Annotated in this window: 21 protein-coding genes and 1 tRNA gene; 14 read left to right on the top strand and 8 right to left on the bottom strand. The window is 70.6% G+C overall.

Going from position 1 to position 16255, the window contains the following annotated elements:
• The first annotated feature begins 3 nt into the window (after window positions 1–3).
• The 7 genes from dnaQ (at window position 4) to COA17_RS09180 (ending at window position 4021) form a co-directional block, all read left to right on the top strand.
• Window positions 4–696: a DNA polymerase III subunit epsilon gene (gene dnaQ / locus COA17_RS09210; RefSeq protein WP_096611877.1), complete on the top strand. Its 693-nt coding sequence runs from the start codon at window positions 4–6 to the stop codon at window positions 694–696.
• 56 nt (window positions 697–752) lie between these two features.
• Window positions 753–1343 carry a ribosome hibernation-promoting factor, HPF/YfiA family gene (gene hpf / locus COA17_RS09205; protein WP_066485936.1) on the top strand — a complete coding sequence of 197 codons (591 nt, stop codon included), beginning with the start codon at window positions 753–755 and terminating at the stop codon, window positions 1341–1343.
• A gap of 33 nt (window positions 1344–1376) precedes the next feature.
• Window positions 1377–1844, top strand: coding sequence for a PTS sugar transporter subunit IIA (locus COA17_RS09200; RefSeq protein WP_066485939.1), 468 nt, complete (start codon window positions 1377–1379; stop codon window positions 1842–1844).
• The gene (locus COA17_RS09195; RefSeq protein ID WP_066485941.1) at window positions 1831–2286 is read left to right on the top strand and encodes a PaaI family thioesterase; all 456 of its coding nucleotides are present in this window, start codon (window positions 1831–1833) and stop codon (window positions 2284–2286) included. Before COA17_RS09200 ends, COA17_RS09195 begins: the two co-directional genes overlap by 14 nt.
• Window positions 2283–2618 (top strand): DUF1491 family protein, encoded by a 336-nt coding sequence (locus COA17_RS09190; RefSeq protein ID WP_096611875.1) that lies wholly within the window; start codon window positions 2283–2285, stop codon window positions 2616–2618. The genes COA17_RS09195 and COA17_RS09190 overlap by 4 nt, the downstream gene beginning before the upstream one ends.
• Before the next feature lie 290 nt (window positions 2619–2908).
• Entirely contained in the window at window positions 2909–3451 is a 543-nt protein-coding gene (locus tag COA17_RS09185) for a cell wall hydrolase (RefSeq protein WP_331710148.1), read from the top strand.
• A 63-nt stretch (window positions 3452–3514) separates the two neighbouring features.
• Window positions 3515–4021 carry an MmcB family DNA repair protein gene (locus tag COA17_RS09180; protein WP_096611873.1) on the top strand — a complete coding sequence of 169 codons (507 nt, stop codon included), beginning with the start codon at window positions 3515–3517 and terminating at the stop codon, window positions 4019–4021.
• Window positions 4022–4040: 19 nt separating this feature from the next.
• Here the strand turns inward: COA17_RS09180 and COA17_RS09175 are convergent, their stop codons facing one another.
• Window positions 4041–4649, bottom strand: a complete 609-nt coding sequence (locus COA17_RS09175) for an ankyrin repeat domain-containing protein (RefSeq protein ID WP_096611871.1) — start codon at window positions 4647–4649, stop codon at window positions 4041–4043.
• Between the two features lie 69 nt (window positions 4650–4718).
• Between COA17_RS09175 and COA17_RS09170 the strand changes: the two genes are divergently transcribed.
• Genes COA17_RS09170 through COA17_RS09160 form a run of 3 tightly spaced genes read left to right on the top strand, consistent with a single transcriptional unit; the run spans window position 4719 to window position 6438 of the window.
• Window positions 4719–5306, top strand: coding sequence for an SCO family protein (locus COA17_RS09170; RefSeq protein ID WP_425442703.1), 588 nt, complete (start codon window positions 4719–4721; stop codon window positions 5304–5306).
• Window positions 5294–5737 carry a YcgN family cysteine cluster protein gene (locus COA17_RS09165; protein ID WP_066491472.1) on the top strand — a complete coding sequence of 148 codons (444 nt, stop codon included), beginning with the start codon at window positions 5294–5296 and terminating at the stop codon, window positions 5735–5737. The genes COA17_RS09170 and COA17_RS09165 overlap by 13 nt, the downstream gene beginning before the upstream one ends.
• Window positions 5734–6438 carry a M48 family metallopeptidase gene (locus COA17_RS09160; protein WP_245857604.1) on the top strand — a complete coding sequence of 235 codons (705 nt, stop codon included), beginning with the start codon at window positions 5734–5736 and terminating at the stop codon, window positions 6436–6438. The genes COA17_RS09165 and COA17_RS09160 overlap by 4 nt, the downstream gene beginning before the upstream one ends.
• On the opposite strand, the gene COA17_RS09155 is transcribed toward COA17_RS09160, so the two are convergent.
• From COA17_RS09155 to COA17_RS09120, 7 genes are all read right to left on the bottom strand, one after another.
• Entirely contained in the window at window positions 6399–8573 is a 2175-nt protein-coding gene (locus COA17_RS09155) for a transglycosylase domain-containing protein (protein WP_096611867.1), read from the bottom strand. The two genes, COA17_RS09160 and COA17_RS09155, sit on opposite strands and share 40 nt — an antisense overlap.
• 70 nt (window positions 8574–8643) lie before the next feature.
• Window positions 8644–9741, bottom strand: a complete 1098-nt coding sequence (locus COA17_RS09150; RefSeq protein WP_096611865.1) for an NAD(P)/FAD-dependent oxidoreductase — start codon at window positions 9739–9741, stop codon at window positions 8644–8646.
• A complete protein-coding gene (locus tag COA17_RS09145; RefSeq protein ID WP_096611863.1) occupies window positions 9723–10409 on the bottom strand; it encodes a methyltransferase domain-containing protein in 687 nt (228 codons plus the stop codon). Before COA17_RS09145 ends, COA17_RS09150 begins: the two co-directional genes overlap by 19 nt.
• Window positions 10406–11479 (bottom strand): type III polyketide synthase, encoded by a 1074-nt coding sequence (locus tag COA17_RS09140; RefSeq protein WP_096611861.1) that lies wholly within the window; start codon window positions 11477–11479, stop codon window positions 10406–10408. The genes COA17_RS09145 and COA17_RS09140 overlap by 4 nt, the downstream gene beginning before the upstream one ends.
• Before the next feature lie 212 nt (window positions 11480–11691).
• Complete coding sequence (locus tag COA17_RS09135; protein ID WP_231738521.1) at window positions 11692–11913, bottom strand: hypothetical protein; 222 nt, start codon at window positions 11911–11913, stop codon at window positions 11692–11694.
• Between the two features lie 385 nt (window positions 11914–12298).
• Window positions 12299–12385, bottom strand: a tRNA-Leu gene (locus COA17_RS09125).
• Window positions 12386–12472: 87 nt separating this feature from the next.
• A complete protein-coding gene (locus tag COA17_RS09120; RefSeq protein WP_096611859.1) occupies window positions 12473–13246 on the bottom strand; it encodes a zinc-ribbon domain-containing protein in 774 nt (257 codons plus the stop codon).
• 156 nt (window positions 13247–13402) lie between these two features.
• Between COA17_RS09120 and ftsE the strand changes: the two genes are divergently transcribed.
• From ftsE to COA17_RS09100, 4 genes are read left to right on the top strand one after another with little or no spacing between them, the layout of a single operon-like run.
• The gene (gene ftsE / locus COA17_RS09115; protein ID WP_066484735.1) at window positions 13403–14110 is read left to right on the top strand and encodes a cell division ATP-binding protein FtsE; all 708 of its coding nucleotides are present in this window, start codon (window positions 13403–13405) and stop codon (window positions 14108–14110) included.
• Entirely contained in the window at window positions 14107–14979 is an 873-nt protein-coding gene (locus COA17_RS09110; RefSeq protein ID WP_096611857.1) for a cell division protein FtsX, read from the top strand. Before ftsE ends, COA17_RS09110 begins: the two co-directional genes overlap by 4 nt.
• The gene (locus COA17_RS09105) at window positions 14976–15512 is read left to right on the top strand and encodes a YdcF family protein (RefSeq protein ID WP_245857602.1); all 537 of its coding nucleotides are present in this window, start codon (window positions 14976–14978) and stop codon (window positions 15510–15512) included. The genes COA17_RS09110 and COA17_RS09105 overlap by 4 nt, the downstream gene beginning before the upstream one ends.
• Window positions 15509–16192 carry a lysophospholipid acyltransferase family protein gene (locus tag COA17_RS09100; RefSeq protein ID WP_096612238.1) on the top strand — a complete coding sequence of 228 codons (684 nt, stop codon included), beginning with the start codon at window positions 15509–15511 and terminating at the stop codon, window positions 16190–16192. The genes COA17_RS09105 and COA17_RS09100 overlap by 4 nt, the downstream gene beginning before the upstream one ends.
• Window positions 16193–16255: the final 63 nt, after the last annotated feature.

Raw genomic sequence — 16255 nt, 5'->3', positions numbered from 1 at the left:
ACCATGCGCGAAATCGTCTTCGATACCGAAACCACCGGCCTCAGCTTCGCGGGCGGCGACCGGATGGTCGAGATTGGCTGCGTCGAGCTGGTCAACCGGTGTGAGACCGGGCGCACCTTCCACGCCTATTTCCATCCCGAGCGCGACGTGCCGGAGGAAGCGGCGCGGGTGCACGGGCTGCGCATCGACTTCCTCTCCAAGCATCCGGTGTTCGCCGCCGGGGTCGACGGGCTGCTGGAGTTCATCGGCGATGCGCCCTTGGTCGCGCACAATGCCGGGTTCGACTTTTCCTTCCTGAACGGCGAGCTGGAACGCTGCGGGCGCGACCCGGTATGCCGGTCGCGGATGGTCGATACGCTGCAGATTGCGCGCACGCGGCACCCCGGGGCCAAGCATACGCTGGACGCGCTGTGCAGCCGCTTCGGTGTCGACCGTTCGCACCGCGTGCTGCACGGCGCGCTGCTCGACGCGCAATTGCTGGCGCAGGTCTATGTCGAACTGCTCGGCGGGCGGCAGATCGGGCTGGGGCTGGTCAGCGAGTCCGCCGCGCCGGTCATCGTTGCGGCGGCGCCCGCCGCGCCGCCGCGCGCACGCCCGCTGCGTGTCTTTTCCGCACCGCCGGAGGAACTGGCGGCGCATGCTGCGTTTGTTCAGAAGATAAAAGAACCGTTGTGGGGGACCGCGGCGTCCGGTTGACGCCGACGTACCGGCGATAAGGGGCCGGGCCGGTACGACGACATGGAGAGCAGCTTATGGATATCCGGGTTTCAGGTCATCAGGTGACGATCGGCGATGCGCTGAAGTCGCATGTGCAGGACCGGCTCCAGGGTATCGCGGACAAATATTTCGCCCGCGCCATTTCCGCCGAAGTCACCTTCGGCAAGGGCCCGCACGATGCGGGCTTCAAGTGCGACATCGTCGCGCACGTCACGCGCGGGCTGGTGCTGAAGGGCGGGCATGGCGCGCACGACGCGCATCTGTGCTTCGACGGCGCCGCCGACAAGATTGAGAAGCAGCTGCGCCGCTACACCCGCCGGCTCAAGGATCGCTCGCCCGCCCATGCGGAGATCGCCGCTGAACAGGATCGCAGCGGCTATGACAATGCCGGCTACACGCTGTTCGCGGAGCCGGTCGATGAGGAGGATGCCGGCGATGCGCCGCTGGTGATCGCCGAAACCCGTGTCGACGTCCCCGACGCCAGCGTGTCCGATGCGGTGATGATGCTGGACCTGCGCAACACCCAGGCATTGCTGTTCAAGAACGCCGGCACCGGCGCGTACAACATGGTCTATCGCCGCGGCGACGGGACGATCGGCTGGGTCGAACCGCAGCGCGGCGGATGATGCCGTCCTGCTCCTTTCAAAGAAACGATCCCCATGACCGACCTGAGTGACCTGCTCATGCCCGAGCTGGTCGCCGTGGACCTGTCCGCGGCCTCACGAAAAAGCCTGTTTCCCCAGCTCGGCGGCCTGATGGCCCCGGCGCTGGGGCTGGACCCGCGCGCCGTGGCGGAGGCGCTGGCGGCGCGGGAGAAGGCGGGGTCGACCGGTTTCGGCGGTGGCGTAGCGATTCCGCACGCGCGCGTCGCCGGGCTGGAACGGATCGTCATCGGCGTCGCGCGGCTGGCGCAGCCGGTCGATTTCGATGCGGTGGACGACCGTCCGGTGGATGTGGTCGTCGCGATGCTGTCGCCGCCGCGCGCCGGCGCCGAGCATCTCAAGGCGCTGGCGCGCGTGTCGCGGCGGTTCCGCGACCGGCTGTTCGTCGCGAAACTGCGCGGTGCGGGATCGCCCGACGCCATCTACGCGCTGCTGGCATCGGATCTTGGCCGTGACGCCGCCTGAGGGGGCACAGGCGCATTATCGCGCGCTCGAATCGCTTTATGCGGCGGCGCCGATCAACCGCTTCTTCGAATCGCGGCTGGCGATCCCGGCGGCGGGCGAATCGCGCATCCATTTCACCGTGGACCAGCGCCATTTCCACGCCGCCGGCGCCGCGCACGGCACCAGCTACTTCAAGATGCTGGACGATGCGGCGTTCTACGCCTGCAACAGCCTGGTCACCGATCGCTTCCTGCTGACCACGCAGTTCAGCCTGCTGCTGACTCGGCCGATGGGCGAAGGACCGGTGGTGGCGGAGGGTCGCTGGATCAGCGGCCAGCGCCGCGTGTTCATCGCCGAGGCGCGGCTGGTTGCCGCCGATGGCGAGGAAGTGGCGCGCGGCACCGGCACGTTCATGCGCTCGCGCATCCCGCTCGCGACGCTGCCGGGCTACGCCGCGGGGTGAGCGCGCGGCTGCCCACGCATCTGTCGGTCGCGGCGCTGCTGCGGCGGGTCAGCGATTCGGGCGGGATGGGGATGGTGCGCGCGTCGGGCGATCCGGCGACCGGCGCGCTGCTGATCCTGATGGGGGAGGGCCGGCACATGCGCGCGATCGAGCGGATGCGCGGACTGGACGACCGCGACTCGATGGTCGCGTGCGGCCCGGCCAGCGGCGAGGAGCGCGACGTCGAGGAATATTGGCGCGCCCGCCGCGCGCGCGACCCCGATCTGTGGGTCGTGGAACTGAGCGTCGCAGGCGCCGAACGGTTCGTCGCTGAAACGATCCTGTCAGATTGACCCTGTTAACGTTTGCCGGGAATAGACGGCGCATCGTGTTTCGCGTTGTGCCGCGCCGGTGTGCGATATCGGACGGTGACGCAGCCGGGGGGGAATCCGGGCGATCCTGGGGGCTTTAACGCTTCACCGGCGATCGTTTCCGCATACCCACCGCATATCGTTGTTGTCGAATGTCGTTTGCCTCGCGCGTCGCTACCTTTGCCGCGCTTTCTCTTTCGCTGGTCGGGATGATCGCCCAAAGCTCCGCGGGCATTGCCGCTGAGTCGCCCACGCTTCCCACCACCGCTTCGGTGAACCAACTCGCCGCGCCGGCGCCGGTTCCCGCCCCGATTCCCGCGATCGTCGCCACGACGACACCGCTTTCCGCCCAGACCGCAGCCGATACCTCCGCCACTCCGTCCGACGACGTCGAGGAAGAGGTCGCCTATCCCACCCTGGCCGCGGCGGTCGCCGATCAGTCGGTGCCCTCGAACGCCGGCGAAGACCTGCGTTGCCTGGCCGGCGCGATCTATTTCGAATCGCGCGGCGAACCGCTCGCCGGCCAGCTCGCCGTCGCGGAGGTGATCCTCAACCGCTCGCAGTCGCGCCGTTTCGGCGGCAGCGTGTGCGACGTCATCACCCAGCGCGGCCAGTTCTCGTTCGTCCGGGGCGGGAAGATCCCCAGCGCCCCGGTCAACAACGACTGGCGCACCGCGGTCGCCGTCGCCAAGGTGGCGCTGAAGAACGCCTGGGAAAGCAATGCGTCCGAGGCGATGTATTTCAACGCCCGCCACGTCGGCCGCCCCTCGCGGGTGAAGGTCGCGGCGATCGGCAACCACATCTTCTATCGCTAAACCGGCCGCGCGTCGCGCGGACAGGCTTTGCGTCTGTTCGCATGATGTTCTATTCGGGGGACGATGCTGACGACCCCCTCCTCCTGCCTTGAGCCCTGCTCCGCTGATCCCGCGTCCGATGCGCTGTGCGCCGCCGATGTGGCGCGCGGCGTGACGCGGATGCTGCTGCGCCACGAACTGACCGCCATTGCCGAGGTGCCGCTGGACGGCGGGCGCCGTGCCGATCTGATGGCGATCGATGCGCGCGGGCAATTGGTGATCGTGGAGATCAAGGTGTCGCGCGCCGACCTGCTCGGCGATGCCAAGTGGCAGGATTATCTCGCCCATTGCGACCGCTTCTACTGGGCGGTGCCGGCGGGGTTCGATGCCTCACCGATCGACGGCGCGGCGTTCCTGCCCGAACGCACCGGGCTGATCGTCGCGGATCGCTACGACGCCGCGATCGTGCGCGAGGCGCGGACCAATCCGTTGCCCGCGCATGTCCGCAAGCGCTGCACGCTCGCCTTCGCGCGCCGCGCCGCGCGCCGGTTGATCGCGGCGCACGATCCGGAAGCGGTGCAGGGGTTCTGACCCCCCCGCTCGCGCCGGTTCAGCGCAGCTTCGGCCCCGCGACCGCGCGCACCGTCTGCTTGGGCGTATCGTCGAACAATTTCGCGATCGCGGTCGCGCGGGCATCGCGCGCGGCATAATCACGCGCCGAAAGGCCCGCGACATTGTCGGTCTGGTCGGGGTTGCCGCCCGCCGCCAGCACTTCGCGCACCAGCGTCAGGTCGCGGCGCTGCACCGCGCGGATCAGCGGCGTCTCGCCGCTGCCGTTGGCGAGGTTGGCATTGGCCTTCGCCGCCGCGAGGATCTTGACGATCTCCGGCTGGCCGTACTGGACCGCCAGCAGCATCGGCGTGTCGCCATGCCCGTCGCGGATGTTCGGATCGGCGCCCTTGGCCAGCAGATAGCGCAGATACGTCGAATCGCCGCGCTTCACCACGATGTGCAGCGCGCCCTCGCCATTGGTGACGTCACGGGTGTTGATGATCGTCTGCCCCGGCTGGTCGAGGATCGAGATGACCGCGTTGCCGTCACCCTTTCGCACCGCGTCGAGGAACTTGTAGCTTTGCGACTGCTGTTGCGCAGCGACGGGAGCGGCAGCGGTCACCAGCAGGGCGGTACCGAAAAGCGGGCGGAGGGAGCGACGGAACATAGGCCTCGATCGTTGCAGGCGGGGTTGCGCACCACCCTATAACGCATCACATCTGGCCCCGCCATGAACATGCCCATCCTGCCCGCGGGTCGCCGGGTCGCCGCCGCGCTCGCGCTGGCGCTCGCGGCCTGTTCGGCCCAGCCCGCCGCCACCCCGCCGCTGGCGGGGGCGCGGATCGGCGGGCCGTTCACGCTGACCGACCAGAACGGCCGCACCGTCACCGACCGCGATTTCGCGGGCCGCTATCGTATCGTCTATTTCGGCTACACCTTCTGCCCGGACGTCTGCCCGGTCGATGTCCAGAACATCTCCGCCGCGCTGAAGCTGGTCGAGGCGAAGGATGCGGCGCTCGGCAAACGGATCGTGCCGATCTTCGTCACCGTCGATCCCGCGCGCGATACGCCCGCGGTGCTCAAGAAGTTCACCGCCGCCTTCCACCCCCGGCTGGTCGGGCTGACCGGCAGTGCGGAGGCGATCGCGAAGACCGCGAAGGAATATGGCATCTATTACGCGCGCGGCGCCGGCACTGCCGACGGCTATATGATGGACCACAGCCGCCAGATCTATCTGTTCGGTCCCGACGGCAAGCCGCTGGCGCTGCTGCCCGAAGGCCCGCCGCAGGCGATCGCGGACGAGGTGACGAAATGGGCGCATTGACCGGCCGCTTCTGGGACGACGTGCCGCTTGCGAAGCTCGACCGCGCACAGTGGGAGGCGCTGTGCGACGGCTGCGGCAAATGCTGCCTGCACAAGCTGGAGGATGAAGAGACCGGTGAGCTGATCGCGACCAACGTCGCGTGCCGCCTGCTTGACCGGCGCAGCGGGCAATGTTCCAACTATCGTCACCGCCGCGCCTTCGTCAGCGAATGCGTGCGGCTGACGGCGGGCAATGTCGATTCGATCGACTGGCTGCCGTCGACCTGCGCCTATCGCCTGCGTGCCGCGGGGCTGCCGCTGCCCGACTGGCATTATCTCGTCTCGGGCGATCGCGAGGCGGTGCACCGCGTAGGCGAATCGGTGCGTGGCTGGACGATCAGCGAGGATGACGCCGGCGACCTCGAACATCACATGGTCGACCGCACGCTGTGAGCGTGGGGCTGGAGGATGGCGACGTCGATGTCGTCCGCCACCCGCAGGCGCGCCGCACGAAATTGTCGTTCGATCCGGTCAGCGGGCGGGCGCGGCTGACGCTGCCGCCGCGCGCCTCGCTGCAGCGCGCGCTGGAGTGGGCGCGCGGGCAGGGCGAGTGGATCGAACGCCAGCGCAATATGCTGCCGCACCCGCGCCCGTTCGTCGCCGACGCGATCGTGCCGGTGGAGGGCGTCGACCGCCGCATCGTCTGGGATGCGGGCGCCGGGCGGCTGCCGCGGCTTGAGGGAGACCGGCTGGTCGTCGGCGGGCCGGCGGAGATGGTGCCGCGCCGCGTCGCGGCCTGGCTACGCCGCCACGCGTTGGCGGTGCTGGCGGACGACACCGCTTTCTACGCCGCGCGCGCGGGGGTGGGGGTGACCGGGGTGACGGTCGGCGATCCGCGCGGCCGCTGGGGCAGCTGCGCCTCGCATGGCGCGATCCGCTACAGCTGGCGGCTGATCCTGGCGCCCGCCGAGGTGCGCCGCGCGACCGCCGCGCACGAGGTGGCGCACCGCGTCCACATGAACCATTCGCCCGCGTTCCATGCGCTGGTCGCGACGCTTTATGGGCGCGATCCTGTGGCCGAGCGTTGGTGGCTGCGCGCGCATGGCGCGGCGCTTCACTGGTTCGGGCGGTCCGGGGATTCGCGCGGCGGCTGAGCGCGCCCGGGGTCGCGACGCGGATCGCGGCGGGGCACACCCTGGCCGGTCACTCGATCCAGCCAGTCCTGGTCCAGCCGTTCGCCCCCGGTATCGGGCGGCGCCAGGTCGTCGCGCGGGCGCTGTGGCCCCTGCAAGGGTTGCTGGATGCCGGCCGGCGGCGGCGGGCCGCCGGGGCGATCGGGGTAGTAATCCGGGTCGCCCGCCGGCGCGCGCGGAGCATCCACCGGCAGCGGGTTCCCGTCGTCGTCGACGAAGCTCATATTGTCGGGCGCGCCGTAATAGCTCTCGGCATCAGGCTCCAGCTGCGCCTCGGGCAGCGTCACCTGCGTGTCGAACTGCTCGATCGGTCGGCCCGCGACCGCCGCCTTCATGAACTGCGCGAAGGCGCGCGCGGGCGCCGTGCCGCCGTGCAGCCCGGCGACCGGCCGGGCATCGTCGCGCCCCATCCAGATGCCCGTGGTCAGCCCGGAGGAGAAGCCCAGGAACCAGCCGTCCTTGCTGCTGGTGGTGGTACCGGTCTTGCCCGCCACCGGGCGACCGATCTGCGCCGCGCGGCCCGTGCCGGTGTTGACCGCGGTCTGCAACAGGTCGGTCATTTGCGCCGCGACGGTGGGGGCCACCAGCACGCGGCTGCGGTCCACCTCATGCGTGTAGATCGTCTCATTCTCGGCGGTGACGCGGGTGATGCCGAACGGTGCGACGTCGACGCCCTTGTTGCCGATACTGGCGAAGGCGTGGGTCATGTCGATCAGCCGCACGTCCGAGGTGCCCAGCACCATCGACGGATGGGTGTTGACCGGGGTGGTGATGCCGAACCGGCGTGCCATGTCGGCGACGGTCTGGAACCCCACCGCCTGCCCCAGCTTCGCGGCGATCGTGTTGAGCGAATAGGCGAAGGCGGTGCGCAGCGTGACCTCGCCCGAATTGCGGCGCGAATCGTTGCGCGGCGACCAGCCGTCGATCGTCACCGGCTCGTCGATCTCCTTGTCCTCTGGCGTCCGCCCGGCTTCCAGCGCGGCGAGATAGACGAACAGCTTGAACGCCGATCCCGGCTGGCGCTGCGCCTGGGTGGCGCGGTTGTAGATCGAGCTGACGTAATCGGTCCCGCCCACCATCGCGCGCACCGCGCCGTCGCGGTCGATCGCCACCAGCGCGCCCTGTGCGCCCTTGGGCACGTTGGCGCGGATCGCGGCATCCGCCTCACGCTGCATCGCGGGGTCCAGCGTGGTCCACACCTCCAGCGGCTTGACCGTCTCGTCGATCAGCAGGTCCAGCTGCGGCAGCGCCCAGTCGGTGAAATAGCGCACGCTGTTCTGCCGCGCGGGGGGGGCGAGCTTCACCTCGCCCGGATCGGCGCTGGCGGCCTGCGCCTGCGTGACGAAGCCGTTGCGCACCATCTGCTGCAGCACGACGCCTGCCCGCCCCTTGGCGGCATCGGCGTCGGCGGTCGGGGAATAATTGGACGGCGCCTTGACCAGCCCGGCGATTACCGCCGCCTCGGCCAGGCTCAGCCGGTCGGCACCATGGCCGAAGAATTTCCGGCTGGCCGCGTCGATGCCGTATGCGCCCCCGCCATAGTAGACCTTGTTCAGATACAGCTCGAGGATCTGGTCCTTGTCGAACTTGCGCTCCAGCGCGAGCGCGAGGATCCATTCGCGAAACTTGCGCCCGAATTTCTTCTGATTGTTCAGGAAGATGTTGCGCGCCAGCTGCTGCGTGACGGTCGACCCGCCCTGCACCCAGCGGCCGCGTTCGATGCGGATCATCACCGATCGCGCTATGCCGATCGGGTCGACGCCCAGGTGGCTGCGGAACCGCCGGTCCTCGACCGCGATCGTCGCGTCGCGCATCACCGCGGGGATGCGATCATACGGCAGCCATTCACCATAGCTCGGCCCCAGCGACACCAGCACCGATCCGTCGGCGGCATGGACGCGGATCATCTGCCCGTTGGGGGAGGATTTGAGGCTTTCGAAACTGGGCAGCTGCGATCGCGCGATGAACACGGCGGTCGCCAGCGCCCCCAGCCCCAGCACCGCCAGGAACGCGGATATCTTGACCGCCAGCATCAGCCGGCGGCGCCATGCCGGCGGGGCGGCGGTACGGGTTGCGGAGGAACGGGCGCGGGCCATGTCGTCGCCCTTGGCGGATAGAGGCTTAGGCGATGGTTAACAAGATATATGCGGGGCGCCTCGCCCGACGCTATTCGCCGTGCCGCCCGTCGATCCGCGTCAGCGCAGCGATCAGCGGGATCACCCGTCCCGCACGCGCCGCGGGCAACAGCAGCGCCGCGAGCGCGGGGCGCTCGGCGATGCGCCACACCGCCCCCGCCCAGCCGAGCGGCGCTGCGGCGCGGCGCGCGAAGCTCCGCTGCCACCCTTGCGCGCCTGTCGCTCCGTCGCGCAGATACGCGGCGGCCGCCGACGCGCCGCTCGCCACCGCGATCCCGATCCCCTCGCCCGCCAGCGACGGGATGACCGCGGCCTGATCGCCCAGCCGATAGCGGCCTACCGCACCGGCGGTCGCGCGCCAGCCATAGGGGACGTTGGCGATCGCATCGCCCGCGCCTTCGCCCACGAACGCCAGCCGCTCGGCCAGCGCCGGCGCCTCCGCCGCCAGCACGCGCAGCAGCGCCGCCGGGCCGCCCGCCGCATGGAGCCGTGAGCGGCGGATCGCCATGCACACATTGGCGCTGCCGTCCTCCTGCAACGCGATGCCGACATAGCCGCGTGCCACCAGGTGCAGCTCGATCGCCCCCGCCACCATCCGCGTCAGCGCGGGGGCGGGCGGGCAGCGCCAGCGCAGCCCCAGCGTCGGATCGTCCCCGCGCGCCGCCGCCGGGCGCGCTGCGCCGCGCACGTCATGCTTGCCGTTGGCCAGGAACATCGCGCCGCTGTCCAGCGTCGCGCCATCGGCGGTGCGCACGCCTGCCTCGTCGACCGCGCGTACCGTCACCCCGCGTTCGATCCGCGCGCCCGCAGCGGTCGCCACGTCCGCCAGCACGGTGTCGAGGCGGCGACGCGACACCGCCAGCGCGGGCGCGGGCAGCGGCGCCGCTACCATCCGCCGGGCGGCGAACAGCCGCACGGTGCCGATCCGCGTCGGGTTCAGCCGGTCGGCGGCGATGCCCAGCCGCTCCAGCGCCGCCAGCGTCCGCCAGCTCAGAAACCCGCCGCACAGCGCATCGGGAATCTCGCGCTGCCGCTCGATCACCTGCGGCGCGGCGCCCGCGCGCGCCAGCACGATCGCCGCGCTGGCGCCCGCCGGCCCGGCGCCCAGGATCAGCGGCGCTCGACGCACAGCCGGAACGGGAACACGCGGTGGATACGCGCGTCGGTAACGCCCGCCTCCGCCAGGATCGGCGGCCATTCGTCGGGGCGATAGCTGCGCGCGATCGACAGATGCCCGTCATGCCGCACGATCGGGTGCCAGCGGAACAGCGCCGCCAGCAGCGGCCAGCCGCGATAGGCGAAACCGTGGCGGTGCAGGTCGTTGACCAGCCAGCCGACCCGCGCGTGCCGCTGCATGAAGCGCAGGAACGCGACCAGCTGGTCATGGCTCATATGGTGCGCGACCAGGCTGGACAGGATGATGTCCCACGGCTCGCCCGCCAGATCGGCGTAATCGCCGGTGCGCCAGTCGATCGCCATCGCGTCCGGCGTGTGCGCGCGCGCCGCCGCCGCGCTGCGCGGGTTCAGGTCGATGCCGACCAGCTCGAATGCGATCCCGCGCCGCTCGCCCCAGCGTGCGATCCGGCGCAGCATGTCGCCGTCGCCGTAACCGACGTCGAGCACGCGATAGCGCCCGCCCACGCGGCAGGTGCGGCGCAGGAACGCCAGCGTCGGGCGCGCCGCCATCGTCACTACGTTCACCCGCGCCAGGTCGGACACGACATCGGCATAGGTTCCGGCGGACAGGTCGTCCGCGTCCATCAGCTCCTCGGCGATGGCGCGGGTCGCCGGCGTCATGGCGCTGCGTGCCCGAACGCAAATCCCTCGGCGGCCAGCCCCGGCCCGAACGCCAGCGCCACGCCGCGCGTCACGGGCGGCCCGGCCAGCACGCGCGCCAGCACGAACATCAGCGTCGCCGACGACATGTTGCCGTTATCGGCCAGTACCGCGCGCGACGCCGCCAGCGCGTCCTCGTCCAGCGCCAGCGCCTGCTGCACCGCGTCCAGGATCGACCGGCCCCCGGCATGGACCGCCCAGCCGTCGACCGCCGCCCCGCCGGTGATCACGGCGACCAGCGCCGGGTCGCGCAGCGCGGCGGCGATCCGCCCCGGCACTTCGCCCGATAAATGCATCGCAAAGCCACGGTCGGTGATGTCCCAGCGGATCAGCGCCGCCGAATCCGGCAGCGTCGCGACGAACGGCGCGCCGATCGTGATGCCATGCGCCTCGGCGCTGACCAGCGCCGCCGCCGCGCCGTCGCCGAACTGGAGCATCGCCAGCAACGGCTCCAGCGTGCCGACCGCCTGCAGGTGCAGCGTCGACAGCTCCACCGTCACCACCAGCACCCGCGCCGCCGGTTCGGACCGCACGATATGCCGCGCGGTGCGCAGCGCCGCGACCGCGGCATAGCATCCCATGAACCCCACCAATGTGCGCTCGACCGCTGGGGACAGGCTAAGGCGCGCGGCGATGATCTGGTCGATGCCCGGCGCGACGAAGCCGGTGCAGCTGGCCACCACCAGATGCGTGATGCCGTCGACCGGCACGCGCGTCGCCAGATCGGCGATCGCCGCCAGCGCCAATTTGGGCGCGGCCTCGGCATAGATCGCCATCCGCGCCGCCGTGCCGGGCAACGGATCGACCGCGTAGAAGCCGCCGTCGTCGATCGGTGATCCAGGCGTCTGCGGCAGCACGGACCAGCGGTGGCGGATGCCCGATCGCGCCGCCATCCGCTCGAACAGCTGCGCCTCGCGCGCCGGCAGCCGCGCGCCCGCCCAGCGGCGGAACGCGTCATGGATATCCTGTGCGGGAACGGCGGTGCCGATCGCGTGGATATGCGGGGTGATGCCGTCGGCGTCGGGGCTCATCGCGGCATATAACGCGCGACGGGCGTGTCAGGGGGCAGGTGTGCCCCGTGGCATCGCCACCGGTCACATGCCGGCAATCTGGTGCCCCACAGGGCATAAAATCGGGCACTCGGATCGTTCGGGAATTTCGGTCGGTCGCACGTCACATGATGCAAGTGTCGACGCCGACATCAGGCGGCCTTGAGATTTTCCACGGGTCCACATCATGTCGTTCAATCCCTCGCGTCGCGCAACGCTTCCAACTCCGCCAGCTTGACGGGGCCGTCGGCCGCCAACGCCTCTTCGAGATAATAGCCATCAGCTATGCTGCGCACTACCTTTTGCTCCTCGCCGCTGTAGTTCTCGGCTATGATCTGAAATGCGACCACCAGTTCACGAAGAAATCCCTTGTCCATTTCTTGAAGATGACCAGCCAAGGCCTCCATCATCTTCACTGCGGTGTCGGGGTTCAGTTCCTCCGTGAAGCACGCGCGGCGCCGGAGCGGGCGGACGTGCGACGGCTCGCCCCGCCGGTCGCATCGGCACCATAGTGGCGTCCCGCGCCGGCAAAGGTGAACCGACCGTCCGCCGGATCGTGCCATGGGTTGAATTTGAGTTCGAGGCCGTCAGGACTGACCGCTCGGGGCAGCCCGCCTGTTCGCAGCCACCATGAAAAAGCGCTCGACGTCCTACCGCGTGGTGTCTGATTCATGCCGCCCCGCCTGTCATTGCGGCAAGAACATCTGAGCAACATTGACCAATAAGTTAAGCGTCGAACGCGATCACCCCCACGAACGGGCGCCCGGCCCTGTCCTCATATGGGGTCCACTTTCATTAGTGTGGTGCGGCCGAGAAGACTCGAACTTCCACGTCCTTTCGGACACAACGACCTCAACGTTGCGCGTCTACCAATTCCGCCACGGCCGCACGTGATGACCACCGGGCAGCGCCGGGGTTTGGCAGGGACGCGCCCCTAGCATCGCGGCCGGGGGCTGGCAACGGATATGTTCGCGCTCAGCTCGCCTCGCCGACGAAGCTGAGGTCGAGCCGCTTCGAACTGGCCGGCACGTCCACCTGTGCGGAGTTGAAGTCGATCACCGCATTGGGCGCGAGCGAGCGCTGTTGCGGCGTGATCGTCCAGCTGAACACGATCTTCCCCTGCGAATCGCGCAGGTCCGCGCGGATGTCGGGGACGCGCTGGCGCGTGGCGGAGGGATTGGTGATCTGTCCGCTGACCGCGAACAGCTCCGATCCATTGGCCATCTTGCGCCGCTCGATCGGGTTGTCGTCGATCGTCAGCGGCAGTTCGTCCGGCCCGATCGACAGCCCGATCTGCTGCGCCAGCCCCGGCGCGGTGGTCCACAGGATGATGCCGACCGCCACCAGCATCAGCAGCCCCGCCGCCAAGCTGGCGATGGTGCGCATCCGCGTGGTGTTGCGCGTGCGCTTGAACGGCGGGCGGTGCGCGAAGGCATCGTACCCTGCGCCGCCCGCCGCACCCGCGTCCACCGCCGGATCGACATATGTCGCCGCCACGCCGGGCGGGGGCGGGGCGGAATAGGACGGCTCGGGCTGCGCCGGCACCGCGACCACCGCGGTTTCGGGCGGCAGGTCGGCCGGCGCGAAGGCGGCGGGTTCGGGTGCGGGTGGCGGCGGCGGTGGCAGTTCCGGCCCGTCCTGATGCCAGCTGTGGCGGCAATTGGCGCAGCGCACGGTGCGGCCGGTGGGGCCGATCGCGCTGTCGGGCACCAGATAGCGGGCGCGGCATTCGGGACATTCAAGGATCATGGACGCGGGGCACCGGCTGGACGGGAACGGAATCTAAACACCGGCTTACCGGCAATGGCAAGCCGGTGTCGCCGCGCTTGATGCGCACACGGCCCCATGCGATGGCGTCGGGGCGGCCGCGCGTCGCGGAACAAAGCAGGGATAGGTCAGGGCCGCGTGGCGGGCATCGTCCAGTTCGAGAATGTCGGATTGCGCTACGGCCATGGCGACGAGGTGCTGCGCGACCTCAGCTTCACGCTGGCGGCGGGGGAATTCTATTTCCTGACCGGGGCCAGCGGCGCGGGCAAGACCTCGCTGTTGAAGCTGTTGTACCTGGCGCAGCGTCCCAGCCGCGGGGTGATCCGGCTGTTCGGCACCGATGTCGTCACGCTGCCGCGCGCGCGGATGCCCGGATTCCGGCGGCGGATCGGCGTCGTCTATCAGGATTTCCGGCTGGTCCCGCATCTGTCGATCGCCGACAATGTCGCGCTGCCGCTGCGCATCGCCGGGGTGCTGGAAACCGAGGTGCGCGACGCGGTGCGCGAGATGTTGGCCTGGGTCGGGCTGTCGCACCGCGCCGATGCGCGCCCGCCGACGCTGTCGGGCGGGGAGCAGCAGCGCGTCGCGATCGCGCGCGCGGTGATCGGCCGCCCCGAACTGCTGGTCGCCGACGAACCCACCGGCAACGTGGACGAAGCGATGGCGGAGCGGCTGATGCAGCTGTTCGGTTCGCTCAATGGGCTGGGCACCACGGTGGTGGTCGCCACCCACGACCTGACCCTGCTCAACAGGATCAAGGCCGCGCAGATGATGCGCATCGTCGACGGCCAGCTGCACGATCCCACCGGCGCGCTGCGCTTCCCGCCGGGGCGGGGGCCGGCATGACCGCGGCGACCGCCCGGATCCTCGATGCCGCCCGACAGGGACGCGCGATGGCGTGGGTGCTGGCGATCATGCTGTTCCTGACCGTGCTCGCAACCGCGGCGGGCATCGGCACCGCGCGCGCCGCCGCCGCGCTGGGACAGGCGCTGGCCGGGCGTGCGACGGTGCAGATCGTCGATGCCGATTCCGCCGCGCGCACCGCCGCCGCGGCGCGGGTGCTGGCCGCGCTGCGCCAGTCGTCGGCAGTGAGGGGCGCCACTCCCGTGTCGCGGCAGGAACTGGCGCGGCTGCTGGGGCCGTGGCTGGGCGATGCGGCGCGCGATGCCGATCTGCCGGTGCCCGCGCTGATCGACGTCGACCTGGCCGAGCGCGCCGATGCGCTCGACCGCGTCCGCACGCTGGCGGCGCGACTGGCGCCGGGCGCGCGGGTCGACCGGCATGGCGATGCGCTGGCGGCGGTCGGGCGGCTGCTGCGGCTGCTGACCGCGCTGGCCGCGGCGCTGGTGGCGTTGATGGCGGCGGCATCGGCGGCGGTGATCGTGCTGGCGGCGCGGTCCGGGCTGGAGGCGCATCGCGCCACGATCGAGGTGATGCACGGGCTGGGCGCCACCGACGTGCAGGTCGCGCGGCTGTTCCAGCGGCGGATCGCGCGCGACGCGGCGCTGGGGGCGTGCGTCGGCGGCGTGGCCGGCTGGCTGGTGGTGGGCGGGCTGGGCATGCAGGCATCGGGCAGCGGATCGCAGCTGCTGGGCGGGATCACGCTGGGGCAGGGCGGCTGGGGCGCGGTGATCGCGCTGCCGTTCGCGTTCGTCGCGCTCGCTGCCCTCGTCGCGCGCCGCGCGATCATGCGCACCATGGGGCGGCAGCTGTGATCCGGCGGCTGGCGGCGCTGGTGGTGCTCGGCTGGGCGCTGGGCTTCGCCGCGTTCATGCTGATGCTGCCCGGCCCCGCGGCGGACGACGTGACCACCGACGCGATCGTCGTGCCGACCGGCGCGGCCGGGCGGATCGCGCGCGGGCTGGACCTGCTGGAACATGGCCGCGCGCGGCGGATGCTGGTGACCGGCACTGCGCCGGGGGTGACGCGCGCCGATCTGGCGCGGGTCGCGGGCCATGCGCGCACGATCGCCTGTTGCGTCGATCTGGGCGCGGAGGCGGTCGATACCCGCGGCAATGCGGAGGAAACCGCTGCCTGGGTCCGCGCGCACGGCTATCGCACGATCCGCCTGGTGACGTCGGACTGGCATGCGCGGCGCGCGCGGCTGGAACTGGGGTCGGCGCTGGGGCGCGACGTGACGGTGGTGGTCGACGGCGTCCCCAGTTTTCCGACGATCGGTCAGGCGATGAACGAATATCACAAGCTGCTGCTGCGCCGCGTCGTCCTGTGGTGGGCGGCGATCGCATGAACGCGCTGCGCACCTATGCCTTCCGTTTCGCCTTCTACGCGCTGTCGGTGCCGGTGGTGCTGGCCGGGCCGCTGGCGATCCCGTTCGGGCGCCGCGCGGTGCAGCGCTATGCGCATGGCTGGGTGCGGATGCACCGCTGGCTGGCGCGCGCGATTCTGGGCGTGCGGGTGCGGATGGAGGGCGCGCTGTACGACGGCCCGGCGCTCTACGTCGCCAAGCATGAGACGATGTTCGAAACGTTCGAACTGGTCGACCGGATCGACGGCCCGCTGATCGTCCTGAAGCAGGAATTGCTGCGCATCCCGGTCTGGGGCGCGATGGCCAGGAACTACGGCGCGGTTGCGATCGACCGGGAGGCAGGCGGCAAGGCGATGCGCCAGCTGCTGCGCGAGGGCGCGGCGGTGCGCGCCGCCGGCCGGTCGGTTCTGATCTTCCCGGAGGGGACGCGCGTGCCGCATGGCGAGCGCTCCGCGCTCAAACCCGGCTTCGTCGGCCTGTACAAGGCGATGGGACTGCCGGTGGTGCCGATCGCCAGCGATTCCGGGCGGCTGGTGCCGCGCCACGGCACCGCGCGGCCCGGCACGCTGACGCTGCGCTTCGGTACGCCGATCCCCCCCGGCCTGCCGCGCGCGGAGGTGGAGGCGCGTGTCCACGCGGCGATCAACGCGCTCAACGACTGATCCGTATCGGATGGATCGTGGTTCCGCGGGCTTGCGTACCCCGCGGCTCCCCCGTTCTCCTGC

The sequence above is a fragment of the Sphingomonas ginsenosidimutans genome, from assembly GCF_002374835.1.
GTDB lineage: Bacteria > Pseudomonadota > Alphaproteobacteria > Sphingomonadales > Sphingomonadaceae > Sphingomonas > Sphingomonas ginsenosidimutans.
This window is presented reverse-complemented; position numbering and strand designations above follow the sequence as displayed.